The sequence below is a fragment of the bacterium endosymbiont of Bathymodiolus sp. 5 South genome (assembly GCF_900128535.1).
Taxonomy (GTDB): Bacteria; Pseudomonadota; Gammaproteobacteria; order PS1; family Pseudothioglobaceae; genus Thiodubiliella.
Genome location: NZ_FQTR01000022.1, coordinates 1 through 21,037 on the forward strand (window position 1 = coordinate 1; position 21,037 = coordinate 21,037).

The 21,037-nt window shown below is 39.2% G+C and carries 22 protein-coding genes; 1 reads left to right on the top strand and 21 read right to left on the bottom strand.

Going from position 1 to position 21,037, the window contains the following annotated elements; all coding sequences use genetic code 11:
* Positions 1-297: 297 nt before the first annotated feature.
* The 5 genes from BBROOKSOX_RS03770 to BBROOKSOX_RS03790 form a co-directional block, all read right to left on the bottom strand.
* Positions 298-1,011 (bottom strand): hypothetical protein, encoded by a 714-nt coding sequence (locus tag BBROOKSOX_RS03770; RefSeq protein WP_139659825.1) that lies wholly within the window; start codon positions 1,009-1,011, stop codon positions 298-300.
* 198 nt (positions 1,012-1,209) lie between these two features.
* Positions 1,210-4,020 carry an aminomethyl-transferring glycine dehydrogenase gene (gcvP, locus tag BBROOKSOX_RS03775; RefSeq protein ID WP_139659826.1) on the bottom strand — a complete coding sequence of 937 codons (2,811 nt, stop codon included), beginning with the start codon at positions 4,018-4,020 and terminating at the stop codon, positions 1,210-1,212.
* Between the two features lie 109 nt (positions 4,021-4,129).
* On the bottom strand, positions 4,130-4,477 hold the full coding sequence (locus BBROOKSOX_RS03780; RefSeq protein WP_139659827.1) for a histidine triad nucleotide-binding protein: 348 nt from the start codon (positions 4,475-4,477) through the stop codon (positions 4,130-4,132).
* Positions 4,478-4,488: 11 nt separating this feature from the next.
* Positions 4,489-5,619: an NAD(P)/FAD-dependent oxidoreductase gene (locus BBROOKSOX_RS03785; protein WP_139659828.1), complete on the bottom strand. Its 1,131-nt coding sequence runs from the start codon at positions 5,617-5,619 to the stop codon at positions 4,489-4,491.
* Positions 5,620-5,715: 96 nt separating this feature from the next.
* Positions 5,716-6,087, bottom strand: coding sequence for a hypothetical protein (locus BBROOKSOX_RS03790; protein ID WP_218973696.1), 372 nt, complete (start codon positions 6,085-6,087; stop codon positions 5,716-5,718).
* Between the two features lie 98 nt (positions 6,088-6,185).
* On the opposite strand from BBROOKSOX_RS03790, the gene BBROOKSOX_RS03795 reads away from it, so the two are divergent.
* Positions 6,186-6,767, top strand: coding sequence for a malonic semialdehyde reductase (locus BBROOKSOX_RS03795; protein WP_139659830.1), 582 nt, complete (start codon positions 6,186-6,188; stop codon positions 6,765-6,767).
* Here the strand turns inward: BBROOKSOX_RS03795 and BBROOKSOX_RS03800 are convergent.
* The 16 genes from BBROOKSOX_RS03800 to BBROOKSOX_RS03875 form a co-directional block, all read right to left on the bottom strand.
* Positions 6,760-7,005, bottom strand: coding sequence for a hypothetical protein (locus BBROOKSOX_RS03800; RefSeq protein WP_139659831.1), 246 nt, complete (start codon positions 7,003-7,005; stop codon positions 6,760-6,762). The genes BBROOKSOX_RS03795 and BBROOKSOX_RS03800 overlap by 8 nt on opposite strands.
* Before the next feature lie 184 nt (positions 7,006-7,189).
* Complete coding sequence (locus BBROOKSOX_RS03805; protein WP_139659832.1) at positions 7,190-8,098, bottom strand: MBL fold metallo-hydrolase; 909 nt, start codon at positions 8,096-8,098, stop codon at positions 7,190-7,192.
* Positions 8,099-8,101: 3 nt separating this feature from the next.
* Positions 8,102-8,719, bottom strand: a complete 618-nt coding sequence (locus BBROOKSOX_RS03810) for a DUF4395 domain-containing protein (RefSeq protein WP_010645741.1) — start codon at positions 8,717-8,719, stop codon at positions 8,102-8,104.
* Positions 8,720-8,731: 12 nt separating this feature from the next.
* A complete protein-coding gene (locus tag BBROOKSOX_RS03815) occupies positions 8,732-9,163 on the bottom strand; it encodes a hypothetical protein (protein WP_010645740.1) in 432 nt (143 codons plus the stop codon).
* Between the two features lie 84 nt (positions 9,164-9,247).
* A complete protein-coding gene (locus BBROOKSOX_RS03820; RefSeq protein WP_139659833.1) occupies positions 9,248-9,814 on the bottom strand; it encodes a Crp/Fnr family transcriptional regulator in 567 nt (188 codons plus the stop codon).
* Positions 9,807-10,988 (bottom strand): NAD(P)/FAD-dependent oxidoreductase, encoded by a 1,182-nt coding sequence (locus tag BBROOKSOX_RS03825; RefSeq protein ID WP_139659842.1) that lies wholly within the window; start codon positions 10,986-10,988, stop codon positions 9,807-9,809. The genes BBROOKSOX_RS03820 and BBROOKSOX_RS03825 overlap by 8 nt, the downstream gene beginning before the upstream one ends.
* A 58-nt stretch (positions 10,989-11,046) precedes the next feature.
* The gene (locus tag BBROOKSOX_RS03830) at positions 11,047-11,298 is read right to left on the bottom strand and encodes a hypothetical protein (RefSeq protein ID WP_139659834.1); all 252 of its coding nucleotides are present in this window, start codon (positions 11,296-11,298) and stop codon (positions 11,047-11,049) included.
* On the bottom strand, positions 11,298-12,002 hold the full coding sequence (locus tag BBROOKSOX_RS03835; RefSeq protein ID WP_010645735.1) for an MBL fold metallo-hydrolase: 705 nt from the start codon (positions 12,000-12,002) through the stop codon (positions 11,298-11,300). Before BBROOKSOX_RS03835 ends, BBROOKSOX_RS03830 begins: the two co-directional genes overlap by 1 nt.
* Positions 11,999-12,298, bottom strand: coding sequence for a YciI family protein (locus BBROOKSOX_RS03840; protein WP_139659835.1), 300 nt, complete (start codon positions 12,296-12,298; stop codon positions 11,999-12,001). Before BBROOKSOX_RS03840 ends, BBROOKSOX_RS03835 begins: the two co-directional genes overlap by 4 nt.
* Positions 12,299-12,300: 2 nt before the next feature.
* Positions 12,301-12,882 (bottom strand): DUF2238 domain-containing protein, encoded by a 582-nt coding sequence (locus BBROOKSOX_RS03845; RefSeq protein ID WP_139659836.1) that lies wholly within the window; start codon positions 12,880-12,882, stop codon positions 12,301-12,303.
* Positions 12,883-12,931: 49 nt separating this feature from the next.
* Positions 12,932-13,666, bottom strand: coding sequence for a 4-hydroxy-tetrahydrodipicolinate reductase (gene dapB, locus BBROOKSOX_RS03850; RefSeq protein ID WP_139659837.1), 735 nt, complete (start codon positions 13,664-13,666; stop codon positions 12,932-12,934).
* 7 nt (positions 13,667-13,673) lie between these two features.
* A complete protein-coding gene (locus BBROOKSOX_RS03855; protein WP_180323841.1) occupies positions 13,674-13,829 on the bottom strand; it encodes a hypothetical protein in 156 nt (51 codons plus the stop codon).
* A 195-nt stretch (positions 13,830-14,024) separates the two neighbouring features.
* Positions 14,025-16,379 (bottom strand): YncE family protein, encoded by a 2,355-nt coding sequence (locus BBROOKSOX_RS03860; RefSeq protein WP_139659838.1) that lies wholly within the window; start codon positions 16,377-16,379, stop codon positions 14,025-14,027.
* Positions 16,380-16,629: 250 nt separating this feature from the next.
* On the bottom strand, positions 16,630-16,785 hold the full coding sequence (locus tag BBROOKSOX_RS03865; protein WP_373896609.1) for a hypothetical protein: 156 nt from the start codon (positions 16,783-16,785) through the stop codon (positions 16,630-16,632).
* A 239-nt stretch (positions 16,786-17,024) separates the two neighbouring features.
* A complete protein-coding gene (locus tag BBROOKSOX_RS03870) occupies positions 17,025-17,630 on the bottom strand; it encodes a hypothetical protein (RefSeq protein WP_139659840.1) in 606 nt (201 codons plus the stop codon).
* Positions 17,631-17,877: 247 nt separating this feature from the next.
* Positions 17,878-20,448: a hypothetical protein gene (locus BBROOKSOX_RS03875; RefSeq protein WP_139659841.1), complete on the bottom strand. Its 2,571-nt coding sequence runs from the start codon at positions 20,446-20,448 to the stop codon at positions 17,878-17,880.
* Positions 20,449-21,037: the final 589 nt, after the last annotated feature.

Below are 21,037 nucleotides of genomic sequence, written 5' to 3' on the forward strand. Positions count from 1 at the left end.
GGTAATGGTAATAATGTAACATTGCTAAAACAACGAATTGCTTTCGTCATATGCCATCCCGCCCTATCTACAATCACTAAAGCCTGTCTATCTTTTGCTGTAGCTTGAGATATTAATCTTAAGCGTTGTACAATTTAGTGAAGAATGCTTACCTTGATTATTCTATGTATGTCATTCTTGAGCGTGCATTGCCGTTTGTGGGTGATAGGATAATGTTTCATAATAATAGTAATTTGTTTTTGACATAAAAAAGCCCACAATTAAGTGGGCTTTTTTTATTGCTTTGTCAATCGTTGTTTACATGACTACGAAGTCAGAACTGTCTAGAACTTCACAAAAAGGTTGAGGAATGTCCTCAAAGATCGGTCGCTCAGGGGTGTAATCGTAGATCACCTTAGAGGCGACATCTGATTCAGGAGTAACCCCAGTAATGCCCTTCTCACTAGGGGCGATATCTAACATTGGAATATCACTCTTAGGGTTATAAAGATACTGAGATAAATTATTGTTAGCACCTAGTTTCAAGGTAATATCAATATCCTGCTCGCTGGAATACTGAGTTAGTGTATTGTTAGACTGTCCAGTATGACTACCGTAAACAATATAGTCGCCCTTGCCTTCGGAAAAATTACTACCTATGTCTATCAAATTACTACCCGTATCTATCTTTACTTCTATTTCAGGGATTATGCGAACGCAAGAACCACTCATCTCTATTTTTGCTTCTATTTCAGGGAACTCGTGAACTTTGGCAATAGCATCTTTAGGAATTTGTGCGTCTTCCTCAGCAGTTGTAGTAATTTCTTTATCCGAGTCTTTCGTTTTCTCGTGAACTTTGGCAGCAGCGTCTTTGGCAAGTTGAGCGTAGTACGCAGCTTTATCAATATCGTATTTACTACCTGTTTGTTCTGCGACTTGTGCGGTTTCAGCAGCGTTTTTAAGAATTTGTGCGTATTCCTCAGCAGTTATAGTAGTTTCTTTATCCGAGTCTTTCGTTTTTCTGTGTTTCATAAAATTATTCCTTTTTATTAGATAATGATTAGCATGCAAATGAACACTTGTCACTTGCTTTCAATCAAAATTATACCATTATTAAACTACCCGTTAAAAAATTAATTTCAAAAAAAATTTAACCTGTTTTTTCAACATTTTTTAGGTCTTTATCTAAAATTTTCAACGAGGTTAAAAGACATAAAAGTTCAAGTTATTCTAACTTAAATCCTCAAAGGCTTCAATGGCAATACATGAACAAAATAAATTGCGATCGCCATACACATTGTCAATACGCTTGACCGGTGGAAAGTATTTACTTTGTTTTAAAGACTCAACAGGATACAGCGCTGTGGTGCGTGAATAAGGATAATCCCAATCTCCCGCCATTTCAAGTGCGGTGTGTGGTGCATTTTTCAGTGGGTTGTTGTCCTTATCCCACTCACCAGAAATCACTTTTTGAATTTCAGAATGAATACCCACCATCGCAGTAATAAATCTATCAATTTCTCGTTTTGATTCACTCTCAGTCGGCTCAATCATGAGTGTACCTGCCACTGGGAACGACATCGTTGGCGAATGAAACCCATAATCCATTAAACGCTTGGCAATGTCTTCTTCGGTGATACCGCTTTCCTCTTTCAAAGGGCGGATATCAATAATGCATTCATGTGCCACCATATCTTGGTCGCCACGATAAAGAATTGGAAAACAGTCTTTTAATTCGTTGGCAATATAATTAGCGCTAACAATAGCAACTTCGGTTGAGCGTTGCATACCGTATTTGCCTAATAATTTAATATACGACCATGAAATCGGCAAAATTGAAGCAGAACCATACATTGCTGCTGAAACAGCATTTGAATCTTTAACCAAAGGGTTGCCCGGTAAAAATTGTGCCAAATGCGCCTTAACACCAATAGGACCCATACCCGGACCACCGCCGCCATGCGGAATGGCAAAAGTTTTATGCAGGTTAATGTGTGATACATCTGCACCAAACTCACCCATACGGGTAATACCCACCATCGCATTTAAATTCGCACCATCTAAATAAACTTGTCCGCCCTTGGTGTGAATAATTTCACAGATTTTTTGGATTTGAACTTCAAACACACCATGTGTTGATGGATAGGTCACCATAATTGCGGAAAGATTATCGGTGTGCTTTTGTGCTTTTTCTTGCAAATCATCCACATCAATATTACCCGAGGCATCACATTTTACAATCACCACTTTCATCCCCGCCATCACTGCACTAGCGGGGTTTGTACCGTGTGCAGAAGATGGGATTAGGCAGATGTTACGATGTGTATCACCACGAGACTGGTGATATGCATGAATCGCAAGTAGTCCTGCAAACTCACCTTGAGAACCTGCATTGGGTTGTAATGACACCGCATCATAGCCTGTTACTTCACAAAGAACATGCTCTAAATCTTTAAATAATTGCTGATAGCCTTGCGTTTGCTCTGTTGGTGCATAAGGATGCAGTTGTGAAAAACCCGGCAACGAAATTGAATACATTTGCGTAGCAGCATTGAGTTTCATGGTACAAGAACCTAATGCAATCATTGAATGATTAAGCGCAATGTCTTTATTCTCTAAACGCTTTAGATAACGCATCATTTCAGTCTCGCTATGATACAAACTAAATACGGGATGAGTGAGATACTCAGAATCTCTAGTCACATCAAAGGCAAGATTAGCCGTGCCATCGCTGGGTACACAAGCAATTGATAATGCGTCCAATAATGCAGATAGCTCTTGTTCACTGGTGCTTTCATCAACGGCAATGGTGAGTTGATTGTCACTCAATAAACGACAATTCATACCTTTGTCTTGTGCTTGATTAAACAAAATTTTTGCCTTATCAGTATTGACAGTAATGGTGTCAAAAAATTGCTCACTAACCAATGTAAATCCTGCCTCAGTAAAACTCTTGGCAAGTGTTAGCGCCTTTAAATGCACTTCAGTAGCAATCTTTTTTAAACCTTTAGCGCCATGATAAATACCATAAGCAGCTGCCAATACTGCTAACAAAACTTGTGCGGTGCAGATATTACTGTTTGCCTTGTCACGGCGAATATGTTGCTCACGCGTTTGCAAAGACATACGCATTGCTGGGTTACCGAGTGTGTCTTGTGATACGCCAATAATGCGCCCCGGTACCATGCGTTTAAATTCATCACGGGTGGCTAAAAATGCAGCATGAGGACCACCAAAACCCATTGGTACGCCAAAACGCTGAGAATTGCCAATCGCAATGTCTGCACCCATCTCGCCTGGCGTTTTAACTAAGGTTAGTGCCAAAAGATCACAAGCAACAATGGTTAATACATTTTGCATTTTGGCTTTTTCAATATCAGCGCTCAAATCACGCACTTCGCCGTTCGTACCTGGTGATTGCAACAAAGCAGCAAAACAATCCGAGAAATCATTATCTTGGACATCTGCCACCACTAACTCAATATCAAGTGGCTTAGCACGCGTTTGTAAAATCGTAATAGTTTGTGGATGGGTATTGCTGTCACACAAAAATTTATTAGACTTGTTTTTACGATTGGCACGATGTGCCATCATCATCGCTTCAGCAGCAGCAGTTGGTTCGTCTAATAATGAAGCATTGGAAATATCCATGCCTGTTAAATCAATAATCATTTGTTGGAAATTAAGCAACATTTCCAAACGCCCTTGAGAAATCTCCGCCTGATACGGGGTATAAGCCGTGTACCAACCTGGGTTTTCTAAAATATTACGAGCAATAACACTCGGCATCAATGTGGCATAATAACCCTGTCCGATAAAATTCGTAGCAACGATGTTTTCAGCGGCTAATTTGGTTGCTAATGCCAGTGTATCACGCTCACTCATGCCTTGCTCGACATTCATTCGATTGCCAAATAAAATATCACTGGGCACAGTTTTAGATACCACATCGTCCACTGATTTTTGACCAATAGTGCTTAACATTGAAGCAATATCTGCTTCATTAGGTCCAATGTGTCGGTCTAAAAATTCGTTGCTCATAGTAAATGATAATGATAAAAATAAAGCGTGAATTTTAACCTCTATTGAAGTAGAAATAACCTATAAAAAAGATGGAATTCTACTCCCCTCAAAAGACTACTGTGTACGGCTAACCTGGCGGCCAACTTAAGTTTCTACCACCCAAACAATGTAGATGAATATGATAAACCGTTTGCCCGCCTTGTTCGTTACAGTTCATTACGACGCGGTAGCCCTGTTCTGCAAAGCCCATGTCTTTGGCAATTTTGCTAGCAGTCAAAGTCAATTTACCCAATAAAGCTGCGTCATTTTTTTCATTGAGGTCATTCAAAGTGGCAATGTGTGTTTTTGGAATGACTAAAAAATGATGGGGTGCTTGTTTGCCAATGTCATAAAAGGCATACACATCTTCATCTTCATAAATCTTTTCAGATGGGATTTCACCCACAATAATCTTACAAAATAAACAATCTGACATATTCTATCCTCCTACCTATATTGACGCAAATACCACCAGCCAAATAAACGCTTTACAATGTGCATTAAACGACAATTTGGTAACATAAAACTCCCTTTCATCGTACGAGAGATATAGATGCCCTTGTTATTTGAATCAACAATGCACATTAACTCAATTTTAAAAGTATGGCTTGCAGGTTTGTCATCCAAAATATCCAGTGCATTTTTAGCAGCCGCTTCGGCCTGAAGATCTGCCATGTGTGCTTGTTTTGGCATCCACTGTGGTCCTGGGAATGAACCAGAATCACCTGCAACAAACACCTTATCAGCACCCTCAATCTGGCAAAATTTATCCGCCTTTAACAAACCACCTTCGCTACGAGCAAGCTCGGTATTATCAAACCATTGATTGCCTGTCATTCCCGGCATAAATAAGATCAAATCAGCAGGAAATTCACCGCTTTCGGTTACCACTTTGTTGGTTTCAAATTTTTTAATTTTATGACCAAGATGCGTTGTTATGTTGCGTTTTTTCATCTCTGATAACAAACTTTCAACGGCTTTTTCACCCAATCGTGCACCAGGTTTTTCCGCAGGGGTAAAAAATGTCAGATTAAATTTATCGCGTCGTTTTTCTTGTCGTAGTTGTGTGTCTAGACCAAACAAAAACTCAAACATTGGTCCACCACGCATCGCACTTGGCTCTTTTGGATTACCCGAAAAACCAATGGCAATATTACCGGCGTCCATCTCCTTAAGTTTATCCCGTATTTTTTCTACACTGCTTAACCCTTCGCAAGGGGTAATGGCATTTTCAATACCGGGTAATTTTTTGATAAAATGCCCGCCTGAAGCAATAATTAACGCATCATTATCAACTTGAGCACCGTTTTTTAAAAGCACAACTCTGTTGTTATCTTTCAAGCCAACAACTTCATTTTTAACATGACGAACATTCATGCGTTTAAAGAAATTATCCAATGGAATAATAATGTCTTTTTTGTCTGCTGCACCTGAAGACACCCAAATCAAACTCGGCATATACACCAACTCTGCCTTTGGGGAGATTAGTGTAATTTCTAGGGTTTTGTCTTGTTTGCGTAGGGTTCTCACCGCAGTTAAACCTGCAAAGCCCGAACCAATAATAGTTATCTTTTTCATTTTTTAAAAACCTCTAAGTTGTTGGGTGTCATGGTATCCATATTAACAATACTGCCAAAATCCTCCATTAACTCAAATGACACCATCGCAAGATATTCACTCATTATTTTCCCCTGTATTTTTACAAAAATGCCCAGAATCGGGCTCCTCTACACTGCGTGCGATATTATCAATAAAGGCTTGTAACTCATCAAACTCTAACACGGTAAGGATACGCGTTACAATCGTTGGCTCTACTCTTAGAGTGCACATTGTGCCATCTTTGAGTTGGGTCTGCATACCTGCGGCATTCATCATTAAGCCATCGCCATTTTGTTCTAATATTTGCTCTAATTCTTCTTGTAATTCATCATACAATACTTGCAACTCATCTAAAACATCGTCTTTGGTCTCATCGGCAATGGAAACAATCTCACCTTGCACTGAGCCAAAGTTCTCGTCATCTTCAACTTCAAATTCTATTCCCACTTTTGTTAAATGGTCTTTGAATTTGTTTGATAGTCTAGCATCAAAAAATATATAATCTAACATACACAATCAATAATTTATATTAAAAGGATATTTTAATGCTGAACAAAGACACACTTAACACTTTATTTACAAAAGCAAGAAGTCACAATGGCTGGTTAGACAAGTCTATCTCTGAGACGCAAATCAAGGAAATTTACGCACTGATGAAGTTTGGACCAACTGCGGCTAATACTTGCCCTGTACGCATTACCTTTGTGCAATCCAGTCAAGCCAAAGCAAGACTCAAACCTCATCTCGATGAAGGTAATGTTGCCAAAGCAATGGCTGCACCTGCGGTGGCAATCATTGCTTATGACACAGAATTTTATAACAAGTTAGACAAACTCTTTCCCCACACTGATGCAAGAAGTTGGTACGAAGGCAAACCTGAAAAGATTAAATCAGTAGGCGAAATGAACGCCACCTTGCAAGGCGCTTACTTTATGCTAGCAGCACGCTCAGTTGGCTTAGATTGTGGCCCAATGGGTGGTTTTAATGCACAGACACTGGAACAAGAATTTTTCCCAGATGGTAAAACCAAGTCAATTTTTATCTGTGCGATAGGGTCTGGCGACCAGAGTAAGTTGTTCCCAAGATCTCCACGCCTAAGCTTTGATGAGGCTTGCAGAATTATTTAGCTTGGTTTTTCTTAGCGTCTTTTCTTGACGGACAACCGTTATGTAATAGCCACTTGTCTTCATGTCCAATCGCTTTTGCAAAAGCTGGAATCTCACAATCCTTGGGTGTTTTTGTTTCAAGTGCCTCCACTTCTTTGCTGGCGTCTTTCTTGTCGTTACTAGAATTAAGCCATAATATTGCTGCCACTGTAAAAACAATCAATACAAACAAAACAATGAGTCTCTTTATATTTTTCATACTCTTTTCTCCTTTTTATTGAGACCTTTGCATAAATAGGAACAATCATCATAAACCCACTTTTCACCCACTTGGCGATTTTTTAAACCCAGCCTTAACCTCGCTAGGATAAGGTTTAAAGAAATTACCAATTGGGAAAAAATTGGATTTTGCCAATCATTCCTATTTATGCAAAGACCTCTTATTAATAATCAAATTCCATTTGCTCAAATACCCATTGCGCATTTTTCCCAGCAATACTTTCGTAATTTTTTAAATAATGAAATTTTGATTGGTCAATCTTACTGGCATCCAACATATTGCCATCATTTTCTAAAATCTTACTAATTTTTGTTTTTAGAAACACCAAATAATGATAAGTATTATTTGTTGCAAGCGACAAACCAGATGCACTACCATGACCTGGAATGATATATTTTGGCTTAAAACTTGCCATTTTTTCAAATACATTCATCCAACTTTGAAAATCTTTAGCAGGTCCAATCCCTAGCATTCTGTCGTTAAACACGATATCCCCAGTAAACATTACTCTTATACTGGGCATCCAAATAACAATATCACCTGCGGTATGCGCTGCCCCAAAATGATACAACTCTAAATGTACGCCACCTAGATCAAGATTCATTTTTTTATCAAAAGTTTCTGACGCAAATACAGGTTCTGTACCTTTTAGGCTGTCTCCAATTAATATCTTTAGTCTTGTTGTTTGTTCATCTGCTCTTATTTGTTGGTCAATTTTAGCCTTACTTGAGCTTATAATTCTAGCACCTAACTTTTTAAAATAATCATTACCTAGCCAGCGATGATCTTGTCCGCCAGTGTTGATGACGATTTTTATGGGTTTATTGGTAAGCTTTCGGATGGTTTTGTGAATTTCTTTGGCGCCAAGATAACTGGCACCTGAATCTATAAGCACCACGCCTTTACTAGTAATAATAACCCCATGAGTTGAATTATTGCCCAAATTGGTTTTAGACCTTTGAGACAATTCGCCCACTAGAGCATAAACATTATCAGTCACTTTTTGTACTTCAAATGAAGCGTAAGTTAGACTTGAAAACAAGTAAAGTGATGCCATTATTATTATTTTCATTTTTTATCCTGTTATTAAAAGATAGACAATATCACCCAATACTAAATAAAATAACGCCAATATTGATAAGGTGAAAATTGTCTTTTGTGCAAAATTTAGACTTTGAATTGATGCCTTTTTTTTCGTTAAATCACATGAGTGTCCCGGACAATGTTTTGCACCACCTTGATGAAACGCATGATACACTTTACATCCAGCACAAATGCCAAATACCGCTTCAAAAAACAACAAACCTAAGCATAAGGCACAAGTCAAAATATTAACAGGGCCACGAATATCGTTTAGCACCACTAAATAAAACATGAGTGCCGCTAAAAAAAACCCAAAACCCCACGCCCACATTTTTTGTGGTGCACCAACATACTCAGGCGTTTGATTGTTAACAATCCAACGACCCACAACCATTGAGGGCGCATATTTAGGATTGATGAAAAGTCGGATAAAAAAATCCAGCAAAAAGACCGACACCATGAGTTTGGTTGGTGCATTATTGCCTGTTAAAAAACCATTCATAAAGGCGATAAACGCAAATAAAAAAACGATACCCGCCGCCGCTCTTACTTCTCGCTCGTTAAAAACACGAATTTCATAACCGGCTACTTTTTCCCCAAATCCAAACATAATTTATACGCCTTAATTCACCGTAAACGCTTCGTGGCAAGCCAAACAATGACGCATTAACTTGCCTGTTAATTCTGCCAAATCCTTCATATCATCTGCATCATCTGCATCAACCTCTGCTGCATTAATCGCTAATGTCTCAAACATCATATGCGTTGGTCCACCAATTTTCTCAAACGAGATAGGGGTCTTGTCTTTGATAGACTGAGATGTTGCTCTTGCCATACGATTACCAGAATAGCGTGCCGCTTTGATAATCATGGCTTTATTTCCAGTGCCAATGCCGAGTGTAATTTGCTGAATACTGCTTAGCATTTGTCTCATCTCACTTAAAAATTCTACTTTTTCTTCATCGTTAAAGCCTAGGTGATAACGATTATCCGTTAAAGCTTGTGTTATTCCCAACACGCTCATTAATACCAAAAATAAAACTGTTCTTTTCACTTTGACTTCCCTATAAAAATATTGCCAAACTTAATTAATAAAACGCATTGTACGACAATTTTAATGATTAGACTATGATTTAGATCATACCAATTTAATCATCTGCTCTTGTCGAATAATCCTACCTTCTTGTTCTAATATTTTTAAGGTACGGTAGAAAGTTTCGTGTGCTAAGCCGAGTTTCTGTGCCATATCTTTGAGAGAATACGAGAAATGGAGTTTAGACTCTTGGTTTACCTCAGAAAGTAAGAATGCCCACACTCTGTCATAAGCACTATTAATGCTTTTAATCTCATTTAACAGCCTTAAATCTCGTACTTGCGCAGTGTTAATTTTTAACAACTCTATGGTGTATTTTGGATGAGATTTCAAATACACTAAAACTTCATCTTTAGAAAAAGATAATACTGTGGATAAACTATCACAGATTGCATTGCAATGGTACTCATCAGAAAATAACGATGCTTCAGCAAAGGTTTCTTGTGAGTAAGCAATATGAATGACCAAAGGTTGTCCTTCTATCGTATTTCGTACTAATTTAACCCTGCCCTTTTCAAGAAAAAACAACCGATCAACACTTGCCCCTTGACGAAATAAAAATTCACCTTTTTTTAAATTGAGTGTTTGATATGCAATATTATCTTTAAACATATTGCCCTGCCGCCCAGCCAGATGACCACGCCCATTGAAAATTATAACCACCCAGCCAACCAGTTACATCCACTGTTTCACCGATAAAATATAACCCCTTTTGACCGATAGACTCCATTGTCTTGGAGGACAACTCATCGGTGCTAACGCCACCCACACAGACCTCAGCGGTACGCATCCCTTCGGTGCCACTAGGTGTTAACACCCAGTCATTGAGTTTTTCGCCCAGCATGGTTAAATCTATCTCTTTAATCTGATTCAATGCACTGTTTGATAAAGGTTTGCTTAATAATGTATCCGCTAGACGAATTGCCAAACGCTTTGGAAAATAGGTACTTAAAATGGTTTTTAATTCAGATTTAGGCTTACTATCACGCATCTTTAACAGCCAATCACTGGCTTTTAAATCAGGCAACAAATTAAATACCACCCTATCGCCTTTTCGCCAATAAGAAGAAATCTGTAGCACTGCTGGACCACTAACACCTTTATGGGTAATTAAAATATTTTCTCTAAAACTTTGATTATGACACTTAACAATTGCCTCAATACTTAAACCCGATAAATCTTTAAAATAATGCTCAATATCGTCTTGGTGAAAGGTAAATGGCACCAAAGCAGGCTTAAAAGCAATGGATTTAAGTCCAAATTGCTTGGCAACTTGCAAGCCAAAATCAGTGGCACCCATTTTAGGGATAGATGCACCGCCTGTGGCAATAACCAACGAAGACGTCTGAAAAGTGCCTTGATCGGTGCTCAGCGTATAATGCTTTTGATAGGCTATGTGCTTAACCTTGGTATTTAGTTGCAGGGTAACCGACTGACACGCCTCTAATAATAATTTGAGCACCGCCGCTGATTTTTCATCACAAAACAATTGCCCCAATGTTTTTTCCTGCCAATGTAGTCCTGATTTTTCCAACAAAGCAATAAAATCCCATTGGCTATAACGAGACAGTGCAGATTTGCAAAAATGCGGATTGTTGGAAATATAAGCAGCGGGATTAATGTACAAATTGGTGAAATTACAACGCCCACCGCCTGAAATTAAGATTTTCTTGCCCGCTTTATGTGCTTTATCTAGCAGTAAAACCTTACGCCCACGATAATTGGCTTGTGCCGCACACATCAGCCCTGCCGCACCTGCACCGATAATAATAACATCGTATTTCATAACAGTGAATAACGACAACTGCAATCAGCCACGAGGAAAAATCAACGCAACCACCGCATTATGCGTTATACATTTCAATAATATAATAGAGCATTGTGCCTTCAGATGAGCGAGCTGGACCCGCTACTTTGACGGCATAATGTTGATTATCGGGGTTGGATTGTGCCATGGCAGCTTCTAAATCTTCAACGATTTCAACACTAGTCGCTGGCACTCGGTCGCGTTTAATACGGGGAATGCGTGCCACAGCAAATTGTTCTTTGGCAAAATTTGCTCTGGGATGTGGGTCTAATGAATAGCCATTAACCATCAATCTGATACAATTTTAGCACCACATACTTGATTGGCAGGCACCGCAACATGAATTTTAGCAGGCAAAGATAAATCCATTGCATTGACCCTACGCACAAATTCCTCTTTATCAACACCCTTGCCAATCATTGCATTAAATTGTTTTTCTTCCTCAATGGAGCTAACCGTTCTACCACCATAATCATGGGCAGGATATACATAAGTCTCATCAGGCAAGGTGAATATTTTTTGAATGGAATCAAACAATTTTTCCGCCGACCCGCCTTGAAAATCGCACCGACCACAACTCCGAATCAATAATGCATCGCCGGTAAAAACTTTGTCATCAACAACATAAGACATACAACCATCCGTATGCCCTGGCGTTGTCATTGCAAGCATTTGATATGAACCAAAATTTAGGCTTTCGCCCTCTTTGATTAAAATATCCGCACAAGCCACTGGATTAGGCGCACCCAGCACAATTTTGGCATTTGTAAATTTCTGCTTCAAAGGACATGAACTGGTGATATGATCCGCATGTACATGAGTTTCAACAATGTATTTTAAATCCAAGCCTAATTCCTCAATCAAACCAATATCGCGTTGCTGAGTCTCATCCACTGCATCAATAATAATCGCCTCTTTGGTGTTTGAGTCTGCTAATAAATAAGTATAAGTTGAGCTTTTCTTCTCAAATAAAGGTCTGAATATTAGACTCATGGCAATACCCTTTTAAACGGCTTAACCACAACATTAGCATAAGCACCCGAAATCAAATAAGGATCGGCATCTGCCCAAGTTTGTGCCTCTTCAAGACAGTCAAACTCTGCCACCACCAATGAACCGGTAAACCCCGCTTCACCTGGTTCATTATTATCAATGGCAGGATGGGGACCTGCTAAGATTAAGCGACCTTCATCTTTAAGCATATTTAAACGCTCAATATGTGCTGGGCGTACTGACTTTCTTTTTTCTAACGAGTGCTCAACATCCTGTGAAATAATGGCGTATAACATGGCTAACCCCTCCAATGGCGTTGATTAAGCAACGCCAACAATCCAAATACACAGCCGCCCAGTATATCCATCAACATATCTTTTTGTGCATCCCAAATATCACCTTGTGAACCCAAAAATGCGGCGCCCGATTCTCCGCCCGCAACAACGGCATAAGTCATTTCAATAATTTCATAACTTGCCGCCCAAAATCCTAAGGCAAATACACCAAATAGCCATGCCATTAAACGATTGTTTACCCATTGTTTGCGCAAACTTATTTCCACTGCGGGATAGGCAAAAACACCGACTAAAAAATGTCCCAAGCGGTCAAAATTATTACGCCCCTCAGGGAGAATAAAGTCAAAATCTAATTTGGATAATAACTGATTACCCCAATCAAAAGGCACCAATTCAAAAGTAAAATACCCGCCAACAGTATGATAACACAAGAATAAAGTCATTAAAAAATAAGAAAAATTTGAAAATTTGAAGCGAGAATAAGTCAGTAGCAAAAGACCAACAACGATTAAAACTGGGATATTTTCCGCCCACCAAGTTGTTCGATCATAAGGACTGATTGCCAATACAATAAATAAAATCATGTAAATTACCAAGCAGACAACGGGGAATTTGTGACTGATCCTCAACATGCTAATTTAACCCTAAAACATTTTGCATTGAATACAACCCAGCAGACTTGCCTTGCAACCAGTTCGCAGCACGCACCGCGCCCTTAGCAAAGGTCATTCTTGATGAGGCCTTGTGAGTGATCTCTATGCGCTCACCGTCCATAAAAAAATTCACCGTATGTTCACCAACCACATCGCCACCACGAATAGTAGAAAAACCAATGGTTTGTCTGTCTCGTGGCTTCTCAATGCCTTCGCGCCCATAAACGCCACATTTGGACAAATCTCTACCCAAAGCATTTGCCACCACTTCGCCCATCTTCAGCGCAGTGCCTGATGGCGCATCCACTTTATGACGATGATGCGCTTCCACGATTTCAATATCAGAATCTTCACCAATCACCTTAGCCGCCATCTCTAATAATTTAAACGACAAATTCACGCCAACACTCATATTAGGTGCAAACACCACTGGCATTTTTTGAGCAGTATTGTTAATGATAGCCAAACCCGCATCATCAAAACCTGTGGTACCAATAACCATGGCTTTATTTGCAGACAAACAAATGGCAAGATAATCAAGTGTGGCTTCTGGACGGGTAAAATCAATCAGCACCTCAAATTGATCTAACACCGCACTCAAATCATCGCCCTTGTCCAATTTAACACCCAATACCACACCATCGGTTTGCTCAATTGCCTCAATAAGGGTTTGCCCCATACGCCCTGATGCACCAGTAACTGCTATTTTTATCATAGGATTTTTATTTTAATGAAACTTTTGCATAAGTAGGAATGATTAGCAAAATGACAAGTTTTGCCAACTTGGTGATTTTATGAAATATAGTCATAGCAAAGCTATGGCTGTGTTTCATAAAATTGTCAAGTTGGTGAAAAATGGCGTTTTGATGATTATTCATATTTATGCAAAGGTCTCTAATAACGAATTTTTATTATACCTAGGACAATTGAAAAAACCACAGAGTTAATTTAATTGCAACCCTTGACTTCCAAAAAAAAGAGGGCATTGCCTTTTTTAGGCCTGCCCTCTTTTTTAAAACTTAAATCTCTACCCACTTAATAAAAGGATAATACCCCCTTATTAAAACTCTCAATCAATGAGGAGGCACTTTCCAGTTAACTTCAAAATTATGCATTTCAATATTAGTTGTATTCATATCTGGCCATTGAAGGCGCTTTAATGAAAAATGACCACCTAATGTAATGTTATTAGGGAGGTTTTTATTTAATGCCTTGTCAAAACTAATATTTAGTTTATCGTCTGGCTCATAACGACAAGTTGCTGCGCTGTTAATTGTCATATAACGGCATCCCAATTTCGACCCCGTATCGGCTACTAGGTGGACTGTATACTCTACGCCGTTATACTCATCGTGTAATACAACGGAAAAATTTGTAGCGGATGCTGTTGATGCCCACACCATCTTTGTGGGGACATTAATTGTATTGAATCCTCCAACAAAAGCTGCCGATTTATGACCAGTAGTACGCTTAATTGGTTTAATATCAATAGAAATGTCTCCATTTATGGTGTGATTAACAACTTTAGCAGGAACTATCCAGTCAACTGCAAATTCATGCATTTCAGAACTAAGCGCATGTCCTGCATTCTTCCATTGAGAGCGCTTTAATGAAAAGTTACCCATTAATCTAGTACCAGCAAAGTTTTTAACAAGATCTTTATTCAATGTACTATCAAAAGCAATATGTAATTTATTTGCTAATTTATTTTTTGGTTTATTAGCACAAGTTATTGCACTATTAATTGGAATCTTTAGACCCCAGCATCTCTTGCCATCAATCCTCAGGTTGGCTACTAGATGAACTTTATGCGGTTTTCCATCTTCATCCTTTAACTCAATAGAAAACCTTGTAAAGACGCCTACTCCCCATATCATTTTTGTAGGGGAACCAATTGTATTGGCTCCTCCAACAAAGGCTGACGATCTGTGACCAGTAGTGCGCTTAACTGGCTTAATGCTAATAGAAATTTCCTTATTCATGGTGTGCGAAATAACAAGGGGAATGTATACAAACACCCCTTCTAATTCATAAATGTGTTCTCTAAGAGCCAATTTACGATATATTTCTAAATCCTCTAAATTTAACTTATAGAAAACACTATTAAGAGAATGATCTTCAGGTTGTCCGTTGCCAAACCAATCATTTACAGTGTGAGCGGCAGACGAATAAAAATAATCTTGATCTGAATCAACAAATGTTGTCACTGATTGTAATATTTTATCCTCGTCTATACTGATTGTCCCAGAGGTAACATTAATATCTTTAATTTTTTTATGTGTTTTTGTATTAATAACAGTAACAAAGTTATCTTTAGTGTTAGTAACAATAGCCAAACCTCTCTTTGGAATAAAGGTGGTACGGGCACTCCCAAATCCAGTTTTTATTGTACTAACTATCTTCATACTGTCCCTATTAATGACATGCATATATCCCACATTAGCGCCCTTAGTAGGTTTTGTAGAAGAACCTATATAGATGTGTTTTCCATCGGGATGTACATCAGCATAATAGGATGATTCCATATTTTTGGGGTCTCCAGGTAAAGATCGAGTCCTCTTTATATGTATTTTATTGTCTCCATTAATTGTAATTTCTAGCAACATAGGAGGGATATTATTCTTAGGCGATCCTTCAGCAACAGCATAGTATGTTCCAGTCCCTTTTGAGTAATCCCGTATATTAACAAAACTATGCACTAAAGGTGGTGTTCTAACTTTGCTTAAGAACTCAACACTAGTCTTAACGCCACGCCCATTACTTTTCACTTTTTGCTTCATTCTGTATAAACTAATAAACCCACAGTTCCTGTTAATAACAGCAAAAGTGTCTTCTGTAAACCAAAAAGGAACGCCTGAATATGGAATTCTCATGTAGTAAGGCTCTTCTAACAAAGCATGGCGCACCACACGAACATGACACTTCATTGGTACAGGGGTGCTTGCAAGTACTTTATTGGTACTTGGATCGATAATAGAGGATATGGCTTTATTTTTGGCTGCTACTAGAACATATTTGTTATGAGTGTTATAAGCCATTGGAGAGATTGCTGGTGATTCAGGTAGCTCAATACTGCCCTCAAGTGACACACTTCTAGCATCCACAATCTGAATAGAGTTTTGCTTATGATCCGACGCAGGAAAATACCCTCCGCTTCTATTTGGATAATCCGACACATAAAGATTCTTTGTCTCTCCAGCTTTATTAATACCTGAAAGATTACGGTGCTCAGGATAGTCTATGGATTTATGGACTACCCTCATTCCAACTACATCAATAGCAATAATCTTACCAGCTTGATCTGTACTGCTTCCTGGATCGACATAATATGCACGCATCTCTCCGCTTGATGACGAAGCACTTGCTCCTCCCCATGACAAAGAACCCATTAATACAACCATGCTTAATAGAATGTTTTTTGTTTTCATCGTTATTTACTCCTTTAAGATTAGAATTAGAATGACTATACATGAAATATATTGACAAACAGGCAAAATTCAAATAATAAAAATAGCCTGTCCCTGTTACTAATACAGGCTTTACTTTCTCGTGCTTTATAACTGAATATTCTAGCAAAAAAAAGGGATCACCCCTTATTATTTAAATAACCAACAAATCAGTTTTGAAGAGTGCATCAGAACCTTTTTGTAATAGACGCTCTCTAGATTTGATGTGTCTTTAATTTTTGGCATTATTAAGATTTGTCAAGCCAGCATCATTAAAACCCATAGTGCCAATAACCATTGCTTTATTTGCAGACAAACAAGTGGCAAGATAATCAGGTGTAACTTCTGGACGAGTAAAATCAATCAACACCTCAAATTGATCTAACACCGCACTCAAATATCACCCTTGTCCAATTCAACACCCAACACCACGCCATCGGTACGCCCTGATGCACCGGCGTTTGATTACACCTAAGATAATTGAAAAAACCACAGATTTAATTTAATTGCAATCCTTAGCTTTCAAAAAAGGCACTATCCTTCTTTAGGTCTGTCCAGTTTTTTAGATACCCTTAAGCGCTTTAATCCGTTAATTTTAAAAAACTTTAAATTAACACTGTCCTATATTTAATCAGATGCAGGTGTTGTGCCTCCAGAATCTGAATTACCCCATGCCGTGATTGACCCATCGGCTTTAACGGCGGCAAAGGCATGCGCAGTTGAATAAATTTTGATATAGCCATTACCAGAGGGCGCACCTGAACCTCCATCACTCGAACTACCACACACCACGATTGATCCATCGGCTTTAAGGGCGGCAAAGGCGGCAGAAGTTGAATAAATATTGGTATAGCCACTACCAGAGGGTGCACTTGTGCCTCCATGACTTGAACGACCCCACGCTATGATTGAGCCATCGGCTTTAAGGGCAGGATGATTCGATGTATTATAAAACCCACCAAAATTATTATAGTGCTCAGAGTGACCCACCTCAGTAAAGCGCCACTTTTCTACTGTTTTTTGCCAGTAATCTGCCAATAAAGCTGCTTGAGCAGGTAAAAATTGCTCGGTTAATGCTGGAGATAGATTGCCCTGCTCATCAACATGAACAAAAGATTGACTCTTTGGCCAGTTAACATTCGGGGCAATTTTTGTATCGTTGCTGTTTTGATGGCAACCGCCACCTGCTATTATTAATGAATTCGTCTTTAGGGCGCCAAAAAAAACTAACATTCTTAGCAACCCAACCCTGTAAAAGCCCTATTAAAAAAGCATTTACGCTAAAACACCCCTACAAATAAGGGCAACACCCCTTATTTAAAGTATTTTAATCAGTTAAAGATCTTTGCATAAATAAGAATAATCATCAAAAACCCACTTTTCACCCACTTGGCGATTTTTTAAATCTAGCCTTAACTCTGCTAGGACAAGGTTTAAAGAAATCGCCAATAGAATAAAAATTGAATTTTTCTAATCCTCTCTATTCATTCAAAGGTTTCAGTCTATATATAATCGGATTAGAAATAGATGCAGGTATAGTGCCTCCACCATTCGAATCACCCCACGCCACGATTGAGCCATCGACTTTAACGGCGACAAAGGCACTATAAGTTGAATAAATCTTGGTATAGCCACTATCAGAGGGTGCACCTGTACTTCCACTACCCCATGACGCGATTGAGCCATCGGCTTTAAGGGCGGCAAAGGCATTCTTAGTTGAATAAATCTTGATATAGCCATTATCAGAGGGTGCACCTATGCCTCCAGCATTCGAACGACCCCATGCCGTGATTGAGCCATCGGCTTTAAGTGCGGCAAAGGCCCATCTATTTGAATAAATATTGGTATAGCCATTATCAAAGGGTGCACCTATACCTCCACTATCCGATCCACCCCACGCCGTGATTGAGCCATCGGCTTTAAGGGCGGCAAAGGCATCCCTAGTTGAATAAATCTTGGTATAGCCACTGTCAGAAGGTGCGCCTGTACCTTCTTCCTCTGAATAACCCCACGCCGTGATTGACCCGTCGGCTTTAAGAGCAACAAAGGTAGCCTCATTTGAATAAATCTTGGTGTAACCCTTATCAGAAGGTGCACCTACGCCTCCATACTCCGAAAAGCCCCACGACGCAATTGACCCATCGGCTTTAAGGGCGGCAAAGGCAGCATTATTTGAATAAATCTTGGTGTAACCTTTATCAGAAGGTGCACCTGCACCTCCATACTTCCTATGACCCCACGCCTTGATTGACCCGTCGGCTTTAATGGCAGCAAAGGCATACGCAGTTGAATAAATCTTAATGTAGCCACTATCAGAGGGCGCATATGTGTAGCCACCAATATCAGAGGGTGTACTTCTGCTTCCACTACCCCACGACGCAATTGACCCATCTGCTTTAAGGACAGCAAAGGTAGTCTTATTTGAATAAATATTGGTGTAGCCCTTACCATCGGGCACGCCTATAGTTCCAAAACCTGGGGCACCCCACGCCTTGATTGAGCCATCGGCTTTAAGGGCGACAAAGGCTCTACTGGTTGAATAAATCTTGGTATAGTCATTACCAGTGGGCGCGCCTGTGCCTCCATAATCTGAACGACCCCACGCCGTGATTGAGCCATCGTCTTGAAGAGTGGCAAAGGCATAATAGTTAGGATGATTCGGCGCATTATAATACCCACCAAAATTATTATGAGCACCAGAAATATCCACCTCAGCAAAGCGCCACTTTTCCACTGTTTTTTGCCAGTAATCTGTCAATAAAACTGCCCAATCAGATAAACATTGCTCAATCAATTCCAAGGACAGAGTGCCTTGCTCATCAACATAAACAAAAGATTGACTCTTTAACTGGTTAACATTTAGGGTAATTTCCGCACCATTACTGTCTTGATAGAAACCACTACAACTCATTGCCTTAGCACGATTCACAATCATTTTTGCGCTATAGCCTGACGAGTCTAATTCTGCTGGTTTTTTGCCGATGATTGTCTTTAAGTTTTTGTTTTTAGCGTTAGCGTTAGCGTTAGCGTTAGCGTTAGCGTTAGCGTTAGCGTTATTATCATTTATTGTATTTGAGTCTGATTGAAGTTCATTGTAGTGATCACGCAAAAAATCAACCTTTGAAGCCTTTAACGAATCTGAATCTAGACTCCTTTCATCAGCAAAAAGATCATCCAATGAGTTGGATTTAACGCTATCAACAACAAAAATGTTCTCTCCTTTGGCGTTAATATCGGCTTTAAATTCTCTATACTGCCATAGGTTGTTAACGAATGTGTTAGAACGCACTTGACCTGTGCCATGGGTGTAGTGAGCGAAGTTAATGGCTGCAGGTAATTGAGCGCCCTTGTGCTCTAAGCCTTGATAAAAGAATTTTTCTAGTTGTGCTAGTGCATCTGTTTTGCTCATACCCCCTATTTCTTTCCAAAAATCTGCGACTGCAAAACAGCCTGCTTTACCTTTCTTGATTTCGGGATTAGGGTACTTAGCCTCAAAGCTTAGGAAGAATCTATTGCCATTATTTTTATGATAAACCACTCGGTATTCACCACAATGTTGTCCATTGCTGGCACTAAGGTCAAAACGGTTAAATATTGCAGTGGGTGACATATTGTCAGCCAACTCTGACAGAGCGGCTTCTTGTGCTCTTTTTTGTAAATCCATGGTTACAAAACCATTGGTTTTTGAATCAACATTGAGTGTTGTTAGTAAACTGTTGAGGAGTTGTTTGTTAGAGCTGTCTGTTGTCGCGTTACTGGTATTGCGAATGTTTGTGAGTGTTTTGGCAAGTGAGAATTTTTTATCAAAATCATCGTTATCCACACCAGTGGCACCTCGGTTAAAGACTAAAGCGTTATTACTAATGAGTATAAATCGTTGTGAGGGGGTAGCAGAGGCATCAGGATTTGTTGATGTTTTATTTTGCAAGTAATCATCCATTAGGTTGCGCCCACTAGAGCGTCCGCCTGCAATCGTGTTGATTGAGACAACAAAGGCTGTGCTTAAGAGTAGAATACGGGCGAAATTTGGGTTGAAAGATATTAGGTTCATGATTTTAAATCCAAAAAGATAATTCAGTTAATTATAACGGCTAAACATAAGTTTTATAAGTTTTTTACTGCAATTGTTAATGAATTCGTCTTTAGGGCACCAAAAAAAACCAACATTATTTAGCAACCTAACCCCGTAAAAATCCTACTAGAAAAGCATTTACGCTAAAATACCCCTATAAATAAGGGTAGCGTCCCCTCGTATCATAACAATCGTGTCAATCATCAACACCAAAAACCGTTTTTGATTACACTTATCCAATGGCGATTGGATAAGGAGATAGTGACACAGTGCGTCCCAATAAGTTTTTAAACTTGTGAATAAGGTTTTGTGCCTATCTCCTTATTTCCCATTACCGCATTATCCCAGCAGTGTAGTTTTGTAGTATCAACCAATCTGCAACACTAAAATCAGCATTTTACCCTCCCCAATGGGATTTTTTAGGGTTAAAATAATACTTCTTTTAAAAAACTAACATAAAATAATATTTATGCACACACTTAAAAAACCCTTCACCCTGCTTTTAATACTCAGCCACCTAAACGCTTTTGTATTAGGTGTAGGTGGCATGGGCAATGTCTACGCCGCC